The organism is Tenacibaculum crassostreae (genome assembly GCF_964512405.1).
GTDB lineage: Bacteria > Bacteroidota > Bacteroidia > Flavobacteriales > Flavobacteriaceae > Polaribacter > Polaribacter crassostreae.
Map to the genome: position 1 here is coordinate 1 of NZ_CAZELE010000006.1, position 16,790 is coordinate 16,790.

Below are 16,790 nucleotides of genomic sequence, written 5' to 3' on the forward strand. Positions count from 1 at the left end.
TAAAGTCATCGCCCGCACAAATACTTCCTGCTGCTCCTGCTTCTGCAGTTGGTGCTGGACTTATCGTTACAGTTATACCATCACTAAGATCATCACAACCAGAAGGTGTATTTTTAACTGCTCGAACTGTTACAACTTGTCCGTTTGTAAGCGTTGTAGTATCATAAGTATTATCAGTAGATAATGCTTGAACACTCACTCCATTTACAAAAAACTCATATTGATCTCCACCAGATCCTGTAAAAGTTATACTATCTCCAGCACAAATTGTATTGTCTGCATCACTACTTGTTAAAACAGCTGTTGGCGGATTAACCGTGTTTTGTGAAGTATCTGAAATACTAGCCGAAATATTATTTGCATTAGCTGTAGCCGAGTTTGTTAAAGTCAAACATTCTGTACCACTATCTACAGTAACATCAAAAGAGACTGTTATAGTCTCTCCTGGTTCTAAATCTATATTCTCTGTCGATTCTACTAAATTCGTCACGGTACCTAATGCATCTGTAACAGAACTTCTAGTTACTGACTCATAAGTATAATTAATCGTAAACTCTGCTTTAGTAACATTATTAGTATTTGATCCTTGAGGATCAATATCATACCAATCAAACGCATAAATACCAAAAGGGCTTCCTGAAGCACTAATAGACCTTGTAACAGTATTCCAGGTTCCCGAATTATCTCCTCCAAACTCATCATCATCAACATCAACAGTACCATCATCTACAATAACAATATCTCCTGGGTATATACCATCCAAAGACACATCACTTCTCCAGTCATCATCAAATTTATCTGGAGTATTCCCTCTTTGCGGCGTATTACCCTGAACTTCAAAAGAATAAGAAGTCAAAGTTGCAGAACTAGGAATACTTCCAGAAGTTAAAATAAACTCTTGAGTGCCTGGGTTTTGATTACTGAAAGAAAATGTTCCTAAGTCTTGAGTAAAACTACCAGATAAGGTAGTAATATTATCTTTATTATATGTTCTTGATATTGTATTACTAACATAAGAAACTCCAGAAGGTAACACATCTTGAAGTGATATATTTTCTACCGTTTCTGTAGTAGAATTGTTAGTTACCTGAATTGTATACGTAATTGTGTCTCCAACATCTACATTAGTATTCGGTGTAGATTGTTTGGTTATTGTTAAATCTGTAGAAGGAATTTCTACAGGACAACAAACATTAAAATCTCTTATTAATATTTTTTGAAAATCACCAGCAATACCAGCAGTAAAAACTAAAGTTAATGTTGTAATTTTCTCTCCTCCAGAATTAACTAAAACAGCACTATCATCAGATGTATCATCTGCGTTATTTGTATCTCCTGATGCAGTTTGACCGCTGATAGTATAATTTGGAGTTCCTGCACCAGCATTAGTTAAAGTTAAAGGTATATCTATACCATCTTTTTCAGCTGTAAAAGTTATAATATCTTGAAATGTCCCTGCATCAATATCCCCCACCTTAAAATCAACTAAAGGTGTAGGTTCAGAAAAAGTTATAACATACGTTATGGCATCACCAATTGTTGCACTTGTCATACTCAATTGATTACCTGAAACAGCCCCAACACTAGAAGGATCAGAAAAAATTGAAGTAACTGTTGCTTGTGAATCGGAACAACTAGTAGTTGTAAAACCAGAAACCGAATTTAAACTAGTAAAATCTACCGTTTGCGAACCATTTGGACACTGAGAGTAAGAAACGTTAGTAAACGACGTTATAACAAGAAACAATAAAAAAACAACTTGTGTCTTAATCTTAAAAACTGAATTGTAATAATTCTTCATAAAATTATTTTTAGTTTACACTAATTGACTTAAACCTAAACAACTATTTAATTACACTATAGGACATGAAAAAACCCCTCGAAACTAAACATTAACCATTTGGCATAAAATGGCTTAACACTAGTTTCGGGGGGCTACTAATTAAAACACAAATATAAAATATTAGTTTATCTATTTATATATTTAGATGCTTTTTTATTTTGGACGGTCACAAAAAAACAAAACAATAAATAAATTTTATATAATTTAAAATTGTATAAATATCTCAAATACAAGCAACCTTATTTAAGCTTCTTTTAAGAGTTTTTTTAAAAAAAACGAACAAAACCTTTAAAAAAAATAAAAAAACTCTTAAATCTATTAAAAATAGATTTTTTTAAATTTTTAACGCATTTTTTAATTTTTCAACTGCATAATCAATCTCGTCTCTTGTATTCAATTTACTAAAAGAAAATCTTACTGATGTTTTCTCTGACTCTTCATCATTTAAAAAAGCACTTAACACATGCGACCCTTTATTGCTTCCGCTTTGACAAGCGCTCCCCCCAGAAACAGCAACACCAGAAATATCTAAATTAAAGAGTAACATTTTATCTTTAACCGGAAATCTAAGATTCACAATAGTATAACTTGTCTTATCTATCGATTCACCATTAATTTCAACCTCTGGAATTTCTTCATGTATTTTACCTACAAAATATTTTTTTAACGCACCTATATACTCTTCATCATATTCCATGCTTTCACAAGCAATTGTCAATGCTTTTTCCATACCTATTATAGCATGAACATTTTCTGTACTCGACCTTACACCTTTCTCTTGCTCCCCACCAAACAACATCGGCTTAACTGATATACCTTTTTTTACATACGCAAATCCAACTCCTTTCGGACCGTGAAATTTATGAGCGCTCGCAGCTATAAAATCAACCTGAATTTTTTGTAAATCAATTTTATAATGACCAATAGCTTGCACAGTATCTGAGTGAAAATAAGCATCGTAACTTTTACATAAGTCCGACACTTTATCAATCGGTAATAAATTACCAATCTCATTATTAACATACATTAAGCTTACCAAGGTTTTCTCAGTTGATTTTGCTAGAATTTCCTGTAAACTATCCAATACAACAACTCCAAATTCATTTACCCTAACATATTCAACAACAATTTTATGTTTTTTTTCTAAAAACTGAATTGTATTTAAAACTGCATGATGCTCTAATTTTGAAGTAACTATTCTTTTAACCCCAAGAGTTTGAACAGCATTTTGAAGAATTAAATTATCTGCCTCTGTACCACCTGCTGTAAAAATAATTTCACTAGAAGACACATTAAACTGTTTTGCTATATTCTTTCTTGCAGTTTCTACAGCAGTTTTCGCTTTTCTACCGTATTGATGAGTTGAAGAAGGATTACCATAAATAGTTTGCATTGATTGTTGCATAACATCAATAACTTCAGGCAACATAGGTGTTGTTGCAGCATTATCTAAATAAACAGAATTCATGCAGCAAAAGTACAATTAATTCGGATTCTGAAAAACATACACTTCAGTAGCTCCTTGACCGTATTTTTGATACGAAGCATCATAATAGTTTACCGAATAATTATTTAATAAATAGTAAAGTTCAGTTTTTAACACTCCATCGCCAACACCATGAATTAACACTAATTTTGATATCTTTTTAGATATACAGTATTCAATTTTTTGTTTAGCAACACTAATTTGAAGCGAAAGAATATCGTAATTATCCATCCCTCTTGTTGATTTCACCAACTTCTCAGCATGTAAATCAACCTCCATAACTACTTCATTTCTATCTTTAGTAAAGATTGTTTTTTTTCTTTTCTGAGTTCCTTGAGTTTTCTCTTTTAGCATAGAGTTATTAATATCAGAAAACTTACTCAACTCGTTTTGGTCTTGCTCTATTTTAACCAACTCTTCTTTAAAAAATCGATATTCCATCCCGCTATCATCCTTAACAAAAACTTCGTCTTTATTAATTTTTGTTACGAATCCTCTAACATTCGCATCTATAACCGCTACTTTATTACCGATTTCTAAACACATACTTAACCTTTATTTAATTAACTAAAAGAGTTTTAGCTTGTATTTTTGCAAATAATATTACAATGCAAAAGAACTGCAAATAAATGATAAACACTAAAAATATCAACACAAAAGTTTTTTTTGAAGAAGCTTATAAAGAACTAATAATTACTGATGATCGTAAAAAATTATTGGTATCGATTTCTGATATTATCTTCGATGAATACCTTGAAAGAGAAAAAATAAACCTAAACTTTATTTGCACTCACAATTCACGCAGAAGTCAATTTGCGCAAATTTGGAGTTTTTTTGCTATTGAATATTTTAACCTAAAAAACATGTTCACGTATTCTGGAGGAACAGAAACCACTTCTTTTCACAGAAATACTGTAAAATGTTTACAAAAAACAGGATTTACCTTTAGTGTAGTAGATTTTTCACACCAAAATCCTCGATATTTAATTTCTTTTGAAGGAACTAAAAAATCGATTCTTGGATTTTCTAAAGTGTTTGATCACCCACAAAATAGCTATCCATTTATAGCAGTTACTACTTGCGATAGCGCCGACCAAAACTGCCCGTTTATTCCTGACGCTATCGAACGTTTTCATTTGCCTTATACAGACCCAAAGGCTTCCGACAACACAGATTTAACTGAAGAAACCTACTTAAAAACCAGCAAACAAATTGCAGGTGAACTGTATTTTATTTTTAATGAAATAAAACAAAGACTTATTTAAACCTCGATACTTTTATCGTAAGGAATACTTTTTAAAACGTGATTAATCACACTTATACGAGCCGCCGTTTTTCTGTTTGCACGTATAACTTTCCATGGAGAAATTTCAGTATTTGTTTTAGAAAACATCGCTTTTTTATACTCGGTATAATCATCCCAAAGTTCTTGTGCTTTAGCATCAACAGCGGTCATTTTCCACTGTTTTAACGGATTTTCTTTAATATCATTAAATCGCTTTGCTTGCTCTTTTTTAGTAATAGACATGTAAATTTTAACTAAACGAATTCCAGACTCTAAAATCATTCGCTCAAAATCATTTACCTGATTCATAAACACCTCATATTCTTCTTGCGTACAAAATCCATTTACAGGCTCTACCACAGCACGGTTATACCAACTTCTATCAAAAAACACAATCTCACCCGCTTTAGGAAGCTGCTCTACATATCTTTGAAAATACCATTGCGTTTTTTGATCTTCATTTGGCTTAGGTAACGCCACGATTCTCATATGACGTGGATTGATACGCTCAGTAATTCTTCGAATTGCACCACCTTTTCCGGCTGCATCTCTTCCTTCAAAAAGCACAATAATTCTTTCGTTTTCTTTTATTGCCCACGCTTGTAAACGAATCATTTCTACTTGCAACTTCTTTAGTTTACGCTCATAGTCTGTATAACGAATCGCTTTTTCTATATTAAACGGCTTAGACAACAAAGCTTTTAAACCTCTTGCGCTACTAAGCTTATTCACATCTCCCTGCGTTAATCTTTCCATACATTAATTATTTTTTCTACTGAGCGATGGTAACGCATCACTATATTTGAATCTGGTGTTAAAACTGTTTGCGCTCCTTCTTTTCCGTCATAATTAAATTGTGACAAAACATGACGCATACACTCCACTCTAGCTTCTTTTTTATTATTTGTTTTTACCAAAATCCAAGGGCTATAAGTTGTGTGTGTTTTGCTAAACATTTCATCTTTATAATAGGTATAATTATCCCAAAGCTCCTGCCCTCTTTTATCTACAGGACTAAACTTCCAGCGTTTTAAAGGATTATCGTTTCTTGAGTTAAACCTTCTTAACTGTTCATCTTTTGAAATTGACAACCAAAACTTTATTACCACTACTCCATCTTCATACAACATATGTTCAAACTCAGGAACTTGCGCTAAAAATTTTTTATACTGATCTTCTGTACAAAACCCCATAACAGGCTCTACAACTGCACGATTATACCAGCTTCTATCAAAAAACACTATTTCACCTGGGTTAGGCAACTCTTTAATATAACGCTGAAAATACCATTGCCCTTTTTCTACATCTGTAGGTTTATTCAATGCAACTAAACGAGTAGAACGCGGATTTAAATGCTCCATAAAACGACGGATACTTCCTCCTTTACCAGCAGCATCTCTTCCTTCAAAAATAACTGCTACACGTTTTTTGTTTACCGCAATCCAATGTTGAAGTTTTACCAACTCTATTTGAAGTTTTTTTAATTCTTCTTCATAATCTAACTTCACCTGAACTTTAGCTATAGAAATTCCTTTCTTTTTTACAATCGCTAACAATTCATCATTAGACGAAACACTTTCAAAATCTTCAATAGTCAACACTGGTTTTTCCTTCATAAATCTGGATAATTAATCTTAATCAGGATTTAAACCTGAGTTGTGCTAAAATAATACGATATTTACAGCTATGAAAAAAAATATCATACTTTTATTTGTACTATTTTCACTTCATACTTTCTCTCAAAGAAAATACTCTAAAGAAATTAGTTTTTTAAACGACAACGATTTATACATTTCTACTCACCAAGATCGCTACTATACAAATGGAATGTTTTTAACGTATAGATACGTAAGCAATAAACAGCTTAAAAGTGTAGAAAAACGCATCTATGAAATTCAAGCTGGACATCATATGTACACTCCTTTTAAAGCTGTTGTAGAAACAGTTGAAGAACACGACCGTCCTTTCGCTGGTTATTTATACGGAAGTTTTGGTATCCATAATTTCTACAAAAACAATTCTATCCTAAAGCTTTCAGGTCAAATAGGAACAATTGGCTCTTCAGCAATGAGTAAAGAGCTGCAAGATTTTATTCATGATATATATGGATATAAAAAAGCCATTGGTTGGGAGTATCAAATAAAAAATGCTTTTGGTTTAAACTTAAATACAGAATTCATAAAAAAAATTAATAAAGACGACGTCTTTGACCTTAACTGGGTAAATAAAGCTCAAGTTGGAACTGTTTACAGCAACATATCAACAGGTTTCTATGGTCGTGTCGGATTTAAACCTTTAGAAGAAATTATCAACTCAATTGCTTTTAGCGGAAATTTAAACAACGAAAACAGTAGCTTCAACAACAAACCTGAAGTTTTCCTATATATAAATCCAATGCTTCGCTATGCGATATATGACGCTACTATTCAAGGTAGTTTTTTAACAGACAACAATCCTGTTACTTTTGAATTAGAACCTTTTGTATTTACTACTGAATTCGGAATTCGTTTTACTGCTAATAGATTTAATTTTGGATACGCAGTAAATTATCACACTAAAAAATTGAAAAGTATCAGGGTGCCTAAGGGAAATTTCTACGGTACAATTCAATTAAATTATCAGTTTAATTAGTAGTAAAATCAGCTTTAAAAAAATAATTTTTAAAATCATCAAATTAAAATATATTTGTAAGTCTAATAAATAGAAAAAATATTCAATGAAATTTATCGTATCTAGCTCACAGTTATTAAAACAGCTACAAGTTTTAGGAGGAGTTATAAACAGCAATAACACATTACCAATTTTAGATAACTTTTTATTTGAACTATCTGAAAACGAATTAAAAATATCAGCTTCTGATTTAGAAACAACCATGTCTTCAGTTATCGAAGTAGAAAGTACTGATACTGGAGCAATTGCTATTAACGCTCGTTTATTACTAGATACGTTAAAAACCTTTCCAGAGCAACCGTTAACTTTTAAAGTTGAAGGCGATAGCACTATTGAAATTATTTCGGAACAAGGTAAATACGACATGGCTTATTTTAGTGGAGATGAGTTCCCAAAAGCAATGGAATTACCTTCACCAAGTAGCACAGAAATTCCTTCTGATATTTTAGCTACCGCTATTTCTAAAACTATTTTTGCTGCTGGGAACGATGATTTACGACCAGTAATGAGTGGAGTATTTTTTCAATTCAACTCTAAAGAATTAACTTTTGTTGCTACTGATGCACACAAATTAGTAAAATATACTCGTACCGATATCACTGCAGAGAAATCAGCAGAATTTATCATGCCTAAAAAACCTTTAAACTTATTAAAAGGAGTTTTAGGAGGAGCAGAAAACAATGTAACTATTGAGTACAACGACACAAATGCTAAATTCACTTTTGATAATGTGGTTTTAATTTGTCGATTAATTGACGGGAAATACCCTAACTACGAAGCAGTTATCCCAAAAGAAAATCCAAATAAATTAACAGTAGACAGAGCTTCTTTCTTAAACTCTGTTCGTCGTGTGTCTATTTTCTCTAGTAAAACAACACATCAAATTCGTTTAAAAATGGCTGGAACTGAGTTAAACATTTCAGCTGAAGATTTAGACTACTCAAACAAAGCAGACGAACGTTTACACTGTGATTATCAAGGCGATGACATGCAAATTGGTTTTAACTCTCGTTTTTTAAGTGAAATGTTAAACAACTTAAACTCTAACGATGTTTTAATTGAAATGAGTTTACCAAATAGAGCAGGAATTTTAACTCCGATTGACGGAACTGAAGAAGGTGAACAAATTACGATGCTAGTAATGCCAGTTATGTTAAACGGATAAAAATACACCTCAAATAAAACCACAAAAGCCACAGAATCAATCCTGTGGCTTTTTTTATTTGTTGTTAACATCTTTCACTTTCAAAAACCATAAATAATTGTAAATTTACCTCTTTCAAACTTTATAAATTATAATGGGTAGAATTATTGCAATTGCAAATCAAAAAGGTGGCGTAGGTAAAACTACTACATCGGTAAACTTAGCTGCGGCTTTAGGTGTTTTAGAAAAAAAAGTGTTATTAATTGACGCTGACCCCCAAGCAAATGCTACTTCTGGTTTAGGTTTAGATGTTGAAAGTGTAGAAATTGGAACATATCAAGTTTTAGAACATACAGCTTCAGCAAAAGACACAATTTTAAAAACCGATTCTCCAAATGTTGATTTAATTCCCGCCCATATAGATTTAGTTGCTATTGAAATTGAATTAGTAGACAAGCAAGAACGTGAATACATGCTTAAAAAAGCGTTAGTAGACATCAAAGATGAGTATGATTATATTTTAATTGATTGTGCTCCTTCTTTAGGTTTAATAACCTTAAACTCTCTTGTAGCCGCAGATTCTGTGGTAATTCCAATTCAATGTGAATATTTTGCTTTAGAAGGTTTAGGAAAACTGTTAAACACTATTAAAAGTGTTCAAAAAATTCATAATCCAGAATTAGAAATTGAAGGATTACTATTAACCATGTTCGATTCTCGTTTACGCTTATCTAATCAAGTAGTTGATGAAGTTCGTAAACACTTTAGCTCTATGGTTTTTGAAACAATAGTACACCGAAATATCCGTTTAAGTGAAGCACCAAGTTACGGTGAAAGTATAATTTCATACGATGCAACCAGTAAAGGTGCTGTAAATTACTTAAATTTGGCGAACGAAATCATAACTAAAAACGCATAATCACCATAAATGGCAAAAGCAACCAAAAAACAAGCTTTAGGTAGAGGTTTATCTGCATTATTAAAAGAAACTGCTGAAGTAAATTCAGCATCAGACAAAAATGCTGATAAATTAGTAGGAAATATTATTGAAATTGATATTACTTCGATTGAAGTTAATCCATACCAACCTAGAACTTATTTTGATGAAGAAGCTTTACGTGAATTAGCTAGCTCAATTAGAGAATTAGGCGTAATTCAACCAATTACAGTTCGTAAATTATCGAGTGATAAATTCCAGTTAGTTTCTGGTGAACGTCGTTTTAGAGCCTCTAAATTAATTGGAAACAAAACAGTTCCTGCTTATATTCGCTTAGCGAACGATCAGGAAATGTTAGAAATGGCGTTGGTAGAAAATATTCAACGTAAAAACTTAGATCCGATTGAAGTTGCGCTTTCGTACCAACGTTTAATTGATGAAATTCAACTTACACAAGAAGAATTAAGTACTCGTGTTGGTAAAAAACGTTCGACAGTTACCAATTATTTGCGTTTATTAAAACTAGACCCTATTATTCAAACAGGAATGCGTGATGGATTTATTTCTATGGGGCATGGACGTGCGCTAATTAATGTTGATAGCACTACAGATCAGTTAAACATTTACGAAAAAATTGTTCGCGATAAATTATCGGTACGTCAAACAGAAGAATTGGTTAAAAACTTAAAAGCTGGTACAGTTGCAAAAGCTGCTAAAAAGAAAGTTTTACCAACTTATATTTCTGATAGCGTGAAAGATATTAGCGATTACTTTGGTCATAAAATTGATGTTACTGTAAATAATCGTGGAAAAGGAAAAATATCAATTCCTTTTCATTCAGAAGAAGATTTTAACCGTATTAAAAACTTATTAAAGTAATTGAACATACGAGTAATCATATTCGCTTTTTTTAGTCTTTTTTTGTTTCAAAATACCTTTGCTCAAAAAGATTCCATTGCTGTAAGAGCAAAACAACTTCAGTTAACAAGCGACAAATACAATCCGCTTTCACCATCAAAAGCAGCGTTTTATTCAGCTATTTTTCCAGGTGGGGGTCAGATTTACAATAAAAAATATTGGAAAGCACCTATTGTTTGGGCTGCTATGGGTACAAGCGCTTACTTTTATATTGATAACAGTAACGAGTACGACCGTTACCGAACAGCTTTTAAGCGTAGAGGTCAGGGTTTAACAGACGAGTTTGATGGTAAAGATGGTAATCCTTTTATCTCTACTAACGGGTTAGAATCCGCTCAAAAAACATTACGTAAAAACAGAGATTTATCACTACTTACAGGTGTTTTATTATACGTGTTACAAATTGTAGAAGCTAGCGTTAATGCGCACCTATTACAGTTTGACACTGATGATAGTTTGTCACTAAATCCGGTAATCACCCCAGATCCTTTATTTATTGAAGCTCCAAAAGTGGGGTTAACATTAAAATATTCCTTTTAAGATGAAAATAGCCTTACTCGGTTATGGAAGAATGGGTAAAGAGATTGAAAAAATCGCTTTACAAAGAGGGCATGAAATCGTTATAAAAACCTCAGGAAAAGAAACATACGATATTACAACTGCAAATGTAGCTATAGATTTTAGCGTTCCTTCATCAGCATACAACAATATTAGCAATTGCATCAACCATAAAGTTCCTGTTATTTCTGGCACAACTGGTTGGTTAGAAAAATATAATGAAATTGTAGATTTATGCAACGACAAAAAAGGAGCATTTATCTATGCTTCAAATTTTAGTTTAGGCGTAAATGTTTTCTTTGAATTAAACAAACAACTTGCTAAAATGATGAATACTCTTGAGCAATACAATATATCTCTTGAAGAAATTCATCATACCAAAAAGTTAGATGCACCAAGCGGAACTGCCATTACTTTAGCAGAAGGTATCATTGAAAATTCAAACAAAAAAAATTGGGAGTTAGAAAAAATAACTTCCGAAGAAAACATTCCAATTACAGCAATTAGAACTCCAGACGTTCCTGGAACTCACACAGTAACTTACAGTTCTGATATTGATACAATTGACATTAAACATACCGCTCATAACCGCCAAGGTTTTGCATTGGGCGCGGTTATTGCTGCAGAATGGCTGCACAACAAAACTGGTGTTTACACCATGAGAGATGTGTTAAACTTAGGTTAATAACGTAACTAACTTAATTTTAAAAACACTAATAAATTTAGAATTTTATATCCGAAAAAGGAGACGCAAAAAATATAGATTATGACTTTTACTGAATGGTTTTTATTCTTTTTAATAATTCAAGTTGTTCATTTTTTAGGTACTTGGAAGTTATATGTGAAAGCAGGTAGAAAAGCTTGGGAAGCAGCTATACCTGTATATAACGCAATCGTACTAATGCAAATTATAAACCGCCCTAAATGGTGGGTTATTTTACTATTTATTCCAATAGTAAACTTATTAATGTTTCCGATTATTTGGGTTGAAACTTGCCGCAGCTTCGGATTTAACAAAAAACCAGATACATTTTTAGCTATTTTAACTTTAGGATTCTACATCTATTACATCAACTATGCAACTGATGCAAAATATATAGAAAACAGAAGTTTGCAACCTAGATCAGCAGCAGGTGAATGGGTAAGTTCTATCGCTTTTGCAATTATTGCAGCTACTTTAGTTCACACCTATTTCATGCAACCTTACACCATACCAACTTCTTCATTAGAAAAAACCTTATTGGTTGGTGATTACTTATTTGTAAGTAAGTTTCATTACGGCGCGCGTATACCTATGACAACAGTTGCAGCACCAATGGCACATGATACTATTCCACTAGTAGGAACAAAATCATTTTTATCAGATGACAAAAACAAAAACGGATTATTAAATAAATTATCATTACCCTATATGCGTTTACCTGGTTTTCAGAAAATTAAGCGTAACGATATTGTAGTTTTCAGTTGGCCATCAGACTCTTTAGCTACTATGTGGGGCGACAATTCAGGGAATTTCACATACAAACCGATAGACAAACGTACAAACTATGTTAAGCGTTGTGTTGGTATACCAGGTGATAGTTTAGAAGTTCGTGACGGTTATGTATTTATCAACCGTGAAAAAACAGTATTACCGGATAGAGCAAAACCACAATGGTATTTTATTGTAGATACAGATGGCGAAAAGTTTAGTCAAGGAGCTATTGCTAGATATAATATCAGAGAAGGTCAAATGACTAATGATGGAAAATATGCTTTAAATCTTACCGATGAAGAAGCTGCTTTAATTGCTAAAAATCCTATTGTAAAAAGCGTTGAAAAATACTTAACTCCTAAAGGATTTTATGACAAGTCGGTTTTTCCACACGACCCAAGGTATGCATGGTCAAACGACAATTTCGGGCCAATATACATTCCTAAAAAAGGAGCTACAGTTGAGTTAAACTCTGCTTCTATTCCTTTTTACGAGCAAATCATCCGAAGATATGAAAACAACGATTTAACTATTTTTGGTGATGACATTTACATAAACGGAGAAAAAGCGAAAACCTACACTTTTAAGCAAGATTATTTCTGGATGATGGGTGACAACCGTCAACGTTCTTTAGATGCCAGAAATTGGGGTTATGTACCTTTTGACCATGTGGTTGGTAAACCCGTAATGATTTGGTTAAGTTGGGATGCAAATGCACCAAATTTTATGGCAAAATTAGGTTCTATTCGTTGGGATAGAATGTTTACTACTGTGGGGGGTAGTGGTGAACCTGTATCTTATTTATGGTTAGTAATGCTATCAATTGCTGGATACATTGTGTATAGTTTTAGAAAAAGTAAAAAGAAGAAAGCATAATGTCACTTTTTATTCCTACTTACTTTGCTCCTATTTCTCAATATGCAGCTATTTATCAATCGGAAGAAATTGCTTTTGAAGTAGAAGATAATTTCCAAAAGCAAACCTATCGTAACCGCTGTTATATTTATGGTGCTAACGGTAAATTAGGATTGAATATCCCTGTAAAACACAAAACAAAAGAAGGTAGAAAAAAAACAAAAGACACCTTGGTTGAAAACGATTTTCCTTGGCAACAACAACATTATAAATCGTTACAATCTGCCTATAGATCATCTCCTTTTTTTGAATTTTTTGAAGAGGATTTATTAACCATTTTCAACAAAAAGTATACTTTTTTACAAGATTTAAATATTGATACTCATTTATTTGTTACCGATGCACTGCAAATGAATCAGAATTTTGTTAAAACAGACAAATATGATTTAGTGCCAAATCAAACTGATTATAGAGATTTAGCTATCGCCAAAAAAGGAGTTGAAATTGAAATGGATTCATACATTCAAATGTTTGATGATAAACACGGTTTTATTCCTAATCTATCAATTTTAGACCTTCTATTTATGGAAGGACCAAACACTATTAGTTTTTTAGAGAAAATTAACGTAAATTTGAGTTAAACAGAACTTTAACTCTTCTTCTATGGAATTTTTCAAAAACTTTTCAGCAAATTTTCATCCTATAACAGATGATTCTTTAGAAGAAATTTACGGACTTCTTAAGGTTAAAAAATACTCTAAGAATCATCAAATAGTTAAGTTAGATCAGACTCCTAAAAATTTTTACATTCTAAAACAAGGTGTAATTAGAGCATATAGTATAGACGAAAAAGGAAAAGAACATACCAAAACAATTTACACACCTATAAGCACTTCTGGTGATTTAGGTGCTTTAATAAAAAAAGCCCCTTCTACTCTAATTTATGAATGCTTATCTGATTGTGAGGTAATAGAATGCAGTTATCAAGATTTTTATAATTTATCTTTAAAACACCACGATGTTTCTATTTTTCACTATAAAGTTTTACAACATATTTATGTAAGAGAAGTATCTAAAATACTAGAATTACAAACCTTAGATGCTACTCAAAGGTATAAAAGTCTACAGGAAAAACATCCTGGAATAGACAATCTAATCAATCAATATCATATTGCTTCTTACTTAAATATTACTCCTGTTCAGTTAAGTAGAATTAGAAAGAATTACATTTATTAACATATGTTAATGTTCTGAAAAACAAACCTATATATATTTGTAGTGTAATTAACAAGTTACAACACCCCTTATACCAGACCTAATCCCCTTAAAGTAGGTCTGTTTTCTCATATTTATACTTTAAATTTTTTTTATTAACTTAGTAACTTACCCATCACAAACAACTTGTTAATTATGAATGATGATATTAAAAGATTTATTCATCAATATATAGACTTATCTGACCAGTTAATTTCTATTTTCGAAAATTTGGTAACCTATACTGAGCTTGAGCCAAATGAAATCTTCACAAAACAAGGAGAATATCCTACAGATTTTTTCATCATAAAAACTGGAATTATACGCTCTTTTTTAGTTAATGAAAATGGAATTGAAAACACTCGAGCCTTTTTTACTTCAGGTGATGTATCTGGAGCAACAGCAAGCATGATGCTTAACGCCCCATCAGATGCAAACTACCAAGCTTTAACTAATGTTACAGGTTATAAAGGCAATTTTTTCGACTTATTAGATTTAACAAAGAAACAACATGAATTTAGTCTGTTTTATTTAAAAGTCTTAGAAGGAGCTTTTTTAAAAGCCGAAGATTTACTTTTAAATATATCTTCTTTATCTTCTACCGAAAGATATTTGGCATTAAAGGAAAGAATACCGAACATTAACAACTTAATTACTCAAAAATATATTGCTTCATACTTAAACATAACACCTGTTCAATTAAGTAGAATTAAAAAAAAATTACTTTCGGAGTAATTTGTTAACATATGTTAACTTTCTAACTAAATATCTGTTCTATATTTGTAACAGAAACAAACCCCTTATAATTGTTTCATTTCCCCCTTAATAAAAGACTTACCCTTGTGTGTGTAAGTCTTTTTTATTTTCTATACTTTTTTACAAGACCGTTAATCTGTTCTGAAACAGATAATTTCACTACTACAACACTATAAACTGCTATAATAATAATGCTCTTTAAAATTATATTAACTATTGGGTGAATAGGGAACTTTAAGATATAAAATTCAGGTACAGAAAAATCCCAAAAATTGAATCCAAAAAACATAATTAGAATAACTACAATCATCAATAATGTTTTATTGGTAAATGGGGTCATATTAAATTTATTCTTAACAAACCACAGCTTAAAAGCATTAAACGTAACTACCGTTATTAAAGTAGCTAAAGCCAACCCTTCAGTTCCCATTCCTAAATCGTTATAAAAATAAGTATTCAAAAAATAGACTGACAAAGCCATCCCTAAACCTACAGGTAAGGTAATACGATAAAACTTAGAATTATTAATTATAGCTCCGTTACTCCCTAACAACATTAAAAACAATTTAGCTGATGAAATTAGTAAAACAACCAAAGCTCCACCTTCAGCATAATTCTTGTTAGGCATCAACTTAAACAACTCTTCTACATTACAGTTTACTAGCACAAAAAACAATCCACCAACCAATAATAAATTAATGGAACTCTTTTTATACAAACTCTCTGTTTCTACAGAGTTATTTTCATTAATTGCTTTAGAGGTTAACGGTTGTAATATTTGCCCCATAGCTCTACTTGGAGCCTCAATAAAAGACCCAATAAATACTGCTACCGTATAGTATGCTGCTGTTTCAAATCCGTCTTTTCCAGGAATCATTACTTTATCAATATCTAAAATAACAGCTCCTGCACTTCCTGCTAAAATGATATAAAAAGTATAGCGTAAAACTTCCTTAAAGTTATCTGGTAATGATAAAGAAAATTTAGGCATGTACAAGCGAAAAGCATACAACATCATTAAAAGAGTTCTTAACACATATGCTGCAGACATATACACCAAAAACTCTTGTTTTGTGATAAAACTAAAATAAACAGCAAACAACATTATCATCACTGCTACTCTATTGTATAACTCTTTTAGTACATTTCCAAAAACCGATTGCATTTGCACTTTAGCCCAAGAATAAAAAACCTCAAAATAAGCACAAGCAACTGCTATTATATAAATGTGAATTGTGTAATTTTCTACAATTAAATTTTCTTTTGAATTACTTTTAGCCACAAAATCCATAATCCAATTATGGAAAAAATCCCAAAAATACCCGATTGGTATTGCAATTAATAACGGAAGAAAAATGACTGAGCTTAAAAACTTATCTTGCTCTTCTTTGGAAGTATATGCTGAAAAAAACTTAATAATAGTAAAATGGATCCCAAATGCTGTGATTGGCATAATTAAGTTAGAAGCCGAAAACACATAAGTAGCCAAACCATAATATTCATCACCTAAAAATCGTGTGTATAATACAACGGTGTTAATCCCTCCTATTAAAAACCCTAGATAGATTATTAGTGTGTTTTTGAATGATTGTTTAAATACGATTCCCAAT

The 16,790-nt window shown here is 31.8% G+C and carries 17 protein-coding genes; 11 read left to right on the forward strand and 6 right to left on the reverse strand.

The features are described 5' to 3' along the window. The 3 genes from ACKTST_RS07985 to ACKTST_RS07995 all read right to left on the reverse strand — a co-directional run. On the reverse strand, window positions 1-1,801 hold a 1,801-nt coding region (locus tag ACKTST_RS07985; RefSeq protein ID WP_408047233.1), incomplete at its 3' end, for a hypothetical protein. A 376-nt stretch (window positions 1,802-2,177) separates the two neighbouring features. After that, complete coding sequence (locus ACKTST_RS07990) at window positions 2,178-3,311, reverse strand: cysteine desulfurase family protein (protein WP_408047234.1); 1,134 nt, start codon at window positions 3,309-3,311, stop codon at window positions 2,178-2,180. A 15-nt stretch (window positions 3,312-3,326) separates the two neighbouring features. Then, window positions 3,327-3,875, reverse strand: a complete 549-nt coding sequence (locus ACKTST_RS07995) for a Smr/MutS family protein (RefSeq protein ID WP_408047235.1) — start codon at window positions 3,873-3,875, stop codon at window positions 3,327-3,329. A gap of 83 nt (window positions 3,876-3,958) precedes the next feature. Here ACKTST_RS07995 and ACKTST_RS08000 point away from each other — a divergent pair, with 83 nt between their 5' ends. Then, window positions 3,959-4,594, forward strand: a complete 636-nt coding sequence (locus ACKTST_RS08000) for a low molecular weight phosphatase family protein (RefSeq protein ID WP_408047236.1) — start codon at window positions 3,959-3,961, stop codon at window positions 4,592-4,594. Here ACKTST_RS08000 and ppk2 (ACKTST_RS08005) read toward each other — a convergent pair. Beyond that, window positions 4,591-5,370: a polyphosphate kinase 2 gene (gene ppk2 / locus ACKTST_RS08005; protein WP_408047237.1), complete on the reverse strand. Its 780-nt coding sequence runs from the start codon at window positions 5,368-5,370 to the stop codon at window positions 4,591-4,593. The two genes, ACKTST_RS08000 and ppk2 (ACKTST_RS08005), sit on opposite strands and share 4 nt — an antisense overlap. Continuing rightward, window positions 5,358-6,230 (reverse strand): polyphosphate kinase 2, encoded by an 873-nt coding sequence (ppk2, locus tag ACKTST_RS08010; protein WP_408047238.1) that lies wholly within the window; start codon window positions 6,228-6,230, stop codon window positions 5,358-5,360. Before ppk2 (ACKTST_RS08010) ends, ppk2 (ACKTST_RS08005) begins: the two co-directional genes overlap by 13 nt. Before the next feature lie 70 nt (window positions 6,231-6,300). Between ppk2 (ACKTST_RS08010) and ACKTST_RS08015 the strand changes: the two genes are divergently transcribed. The 10 genes from ACKTST_RS08015 (at window position 6,301) to ACKTST_RS08060 (ending at window position 15,159) form a co-directional block, all read left to right on the forward strand. Next, window positions 6,301-7,245: a lipid A deacylase LpxR family protein gene (locus tag ACKTST_RS08015; protein ID WP_408047239.1), complete on the forward strand. Its 945-nt coding sequence runs from the start codon at window positions 6,301-6,303 to the stop codon at window positions 7,243-7,245. A gap of 85 nt (window positions 7,246-7,330) precedes the next feature. Continuing rightward, window positions 7,331-8,449 carry a DNA polymerase III subunit beta gene (gene dnaN / locus ACKTST_RS08020; protein ID WP_408047240.1) on the forward strand — a complete coding sequence of 373 codons (1,119 nt, stop codon included), beginning with the start codon at window positions 7,331-7,333 and terminating at the stop codon, window positions 8,447-8,449. A 133-nt stretch (window positions 8,450-8,582) separates the two neighbouring features. Next, window positions 8,583-9,347 carry a ParA family protein gene (locus ACKTST_RS08025; RefSeq protein ID WP_408047241.1) on the forward strand — a complete coding sequence of 255 codons (765 nt, stop codon included), beginning with the start codon at window positions 8,583-8,585 and terminating at the stop codon, window positions 9,345-9,347. Between the two features lie 9 nt (window positions 9,348-9,356). After that, window positions 9,357-10,244, forward strand: a complete 888-nt coding sequence (locus ACKTST_RS08030; protein ID WP_408047242.1) for a ParB/RepB/Spo0J family partition protein — start codon at window positions 9,357-9,359, stop codon at window positions 10,242-10,244. A 42-nt stretch (window positions 10,245-10,286) separates the two neighbouring features. Further along, window positions 10,287-10,823 carry a DUF5683 domain-containing protein gene (locus ACKTST_RS08035; protein WP_408047243.1) on the forward strand — a complete coding sequence of 179 codons (537 nt, stop codon included), beginning with the start codon at window positions 10,287-10,289 and terminating at the stop codon, window positions 10,821-10,823. 1 nt (window position 10,824) lies between these two features. After that, window positions 10,825-11,526, forward strand: coding sequence for a 4-hydroxy-tetrahydrodipicolinate reductase (gene dapB / locus ACKTST_RS08040; protein WP_408047244.1), 702 nt, complete (start codon window positions 10,825-10,827; stop codon window positions 11,524-11,526). A gap of 81 nt (window positions 11,527-11,607) precedes the next feature. Continuing rightward, complete coding sequence (lepB, locus tag ACKTST_RS08045; protein WP_408047245.1) at window positions 11,608-13,191, forward strand: signal peptidase I; 1,584 nt, start codon at window positions 11,608-11,610, stop codon at window positions 13,189-13,191. Beyond that, window positions 13,191-13,811 (forward strand): WbqC family protein, encoded by a 621-nt coding sequence (locus tag ACKTST_RS08050; protein ID WP_408047246.1) that lies wholly within the window; start codon window positions 13,191-13,193, stop codon window positions 13,809-13,811. Before lepB ends, ACKTST_RS08050 begins: the two co-directional genes overlap by 1 nt. Before the next feature lie 22 nt (window positions 13,812-13,833). Then, complete coding sequence (locus ACKTST_RS08055) at window positions 13,834-14,406, forward strand: Crp/Fnr family transcriptional regulator (RefSeq protein ID WP_408047247.1); 573 nt, start codon at window positions 13,834-13,836, stop codon at window positions 14,404-14,406. Between the two features lie 174 nt (window positions 14,407-14,580). Then, complete coding sequence (locus ACKTST_RS08060; RefSeq protein ID WP_408047248.1) at window positions 14,581-15,159, forward strand: Crp/Fnr family transcriptional regulator; 579 nt, start codon at window positions 14,581-14,583, stop codon at window positions 15,157-15,159. Between the two features lie 124 nt (window positions 15,160-15,283). On the opposite strand, the gene ACKTST_RS08065 is transcribed toward ACKTST_RS08060, so the two are convergent. Then, complete coding sequence (locus tag ACKTST_RS08065) at window positions 15,284-16,789, reverse strand: lipopolysaccharide biosynthesis protein (protein WP_408047249.1); 1,506 nt, start codon at window positions 16,787-16,789, stop codon at window positions 15,284-15,286. Window position 16,790 lies beyond the last annotated feature (1 nt).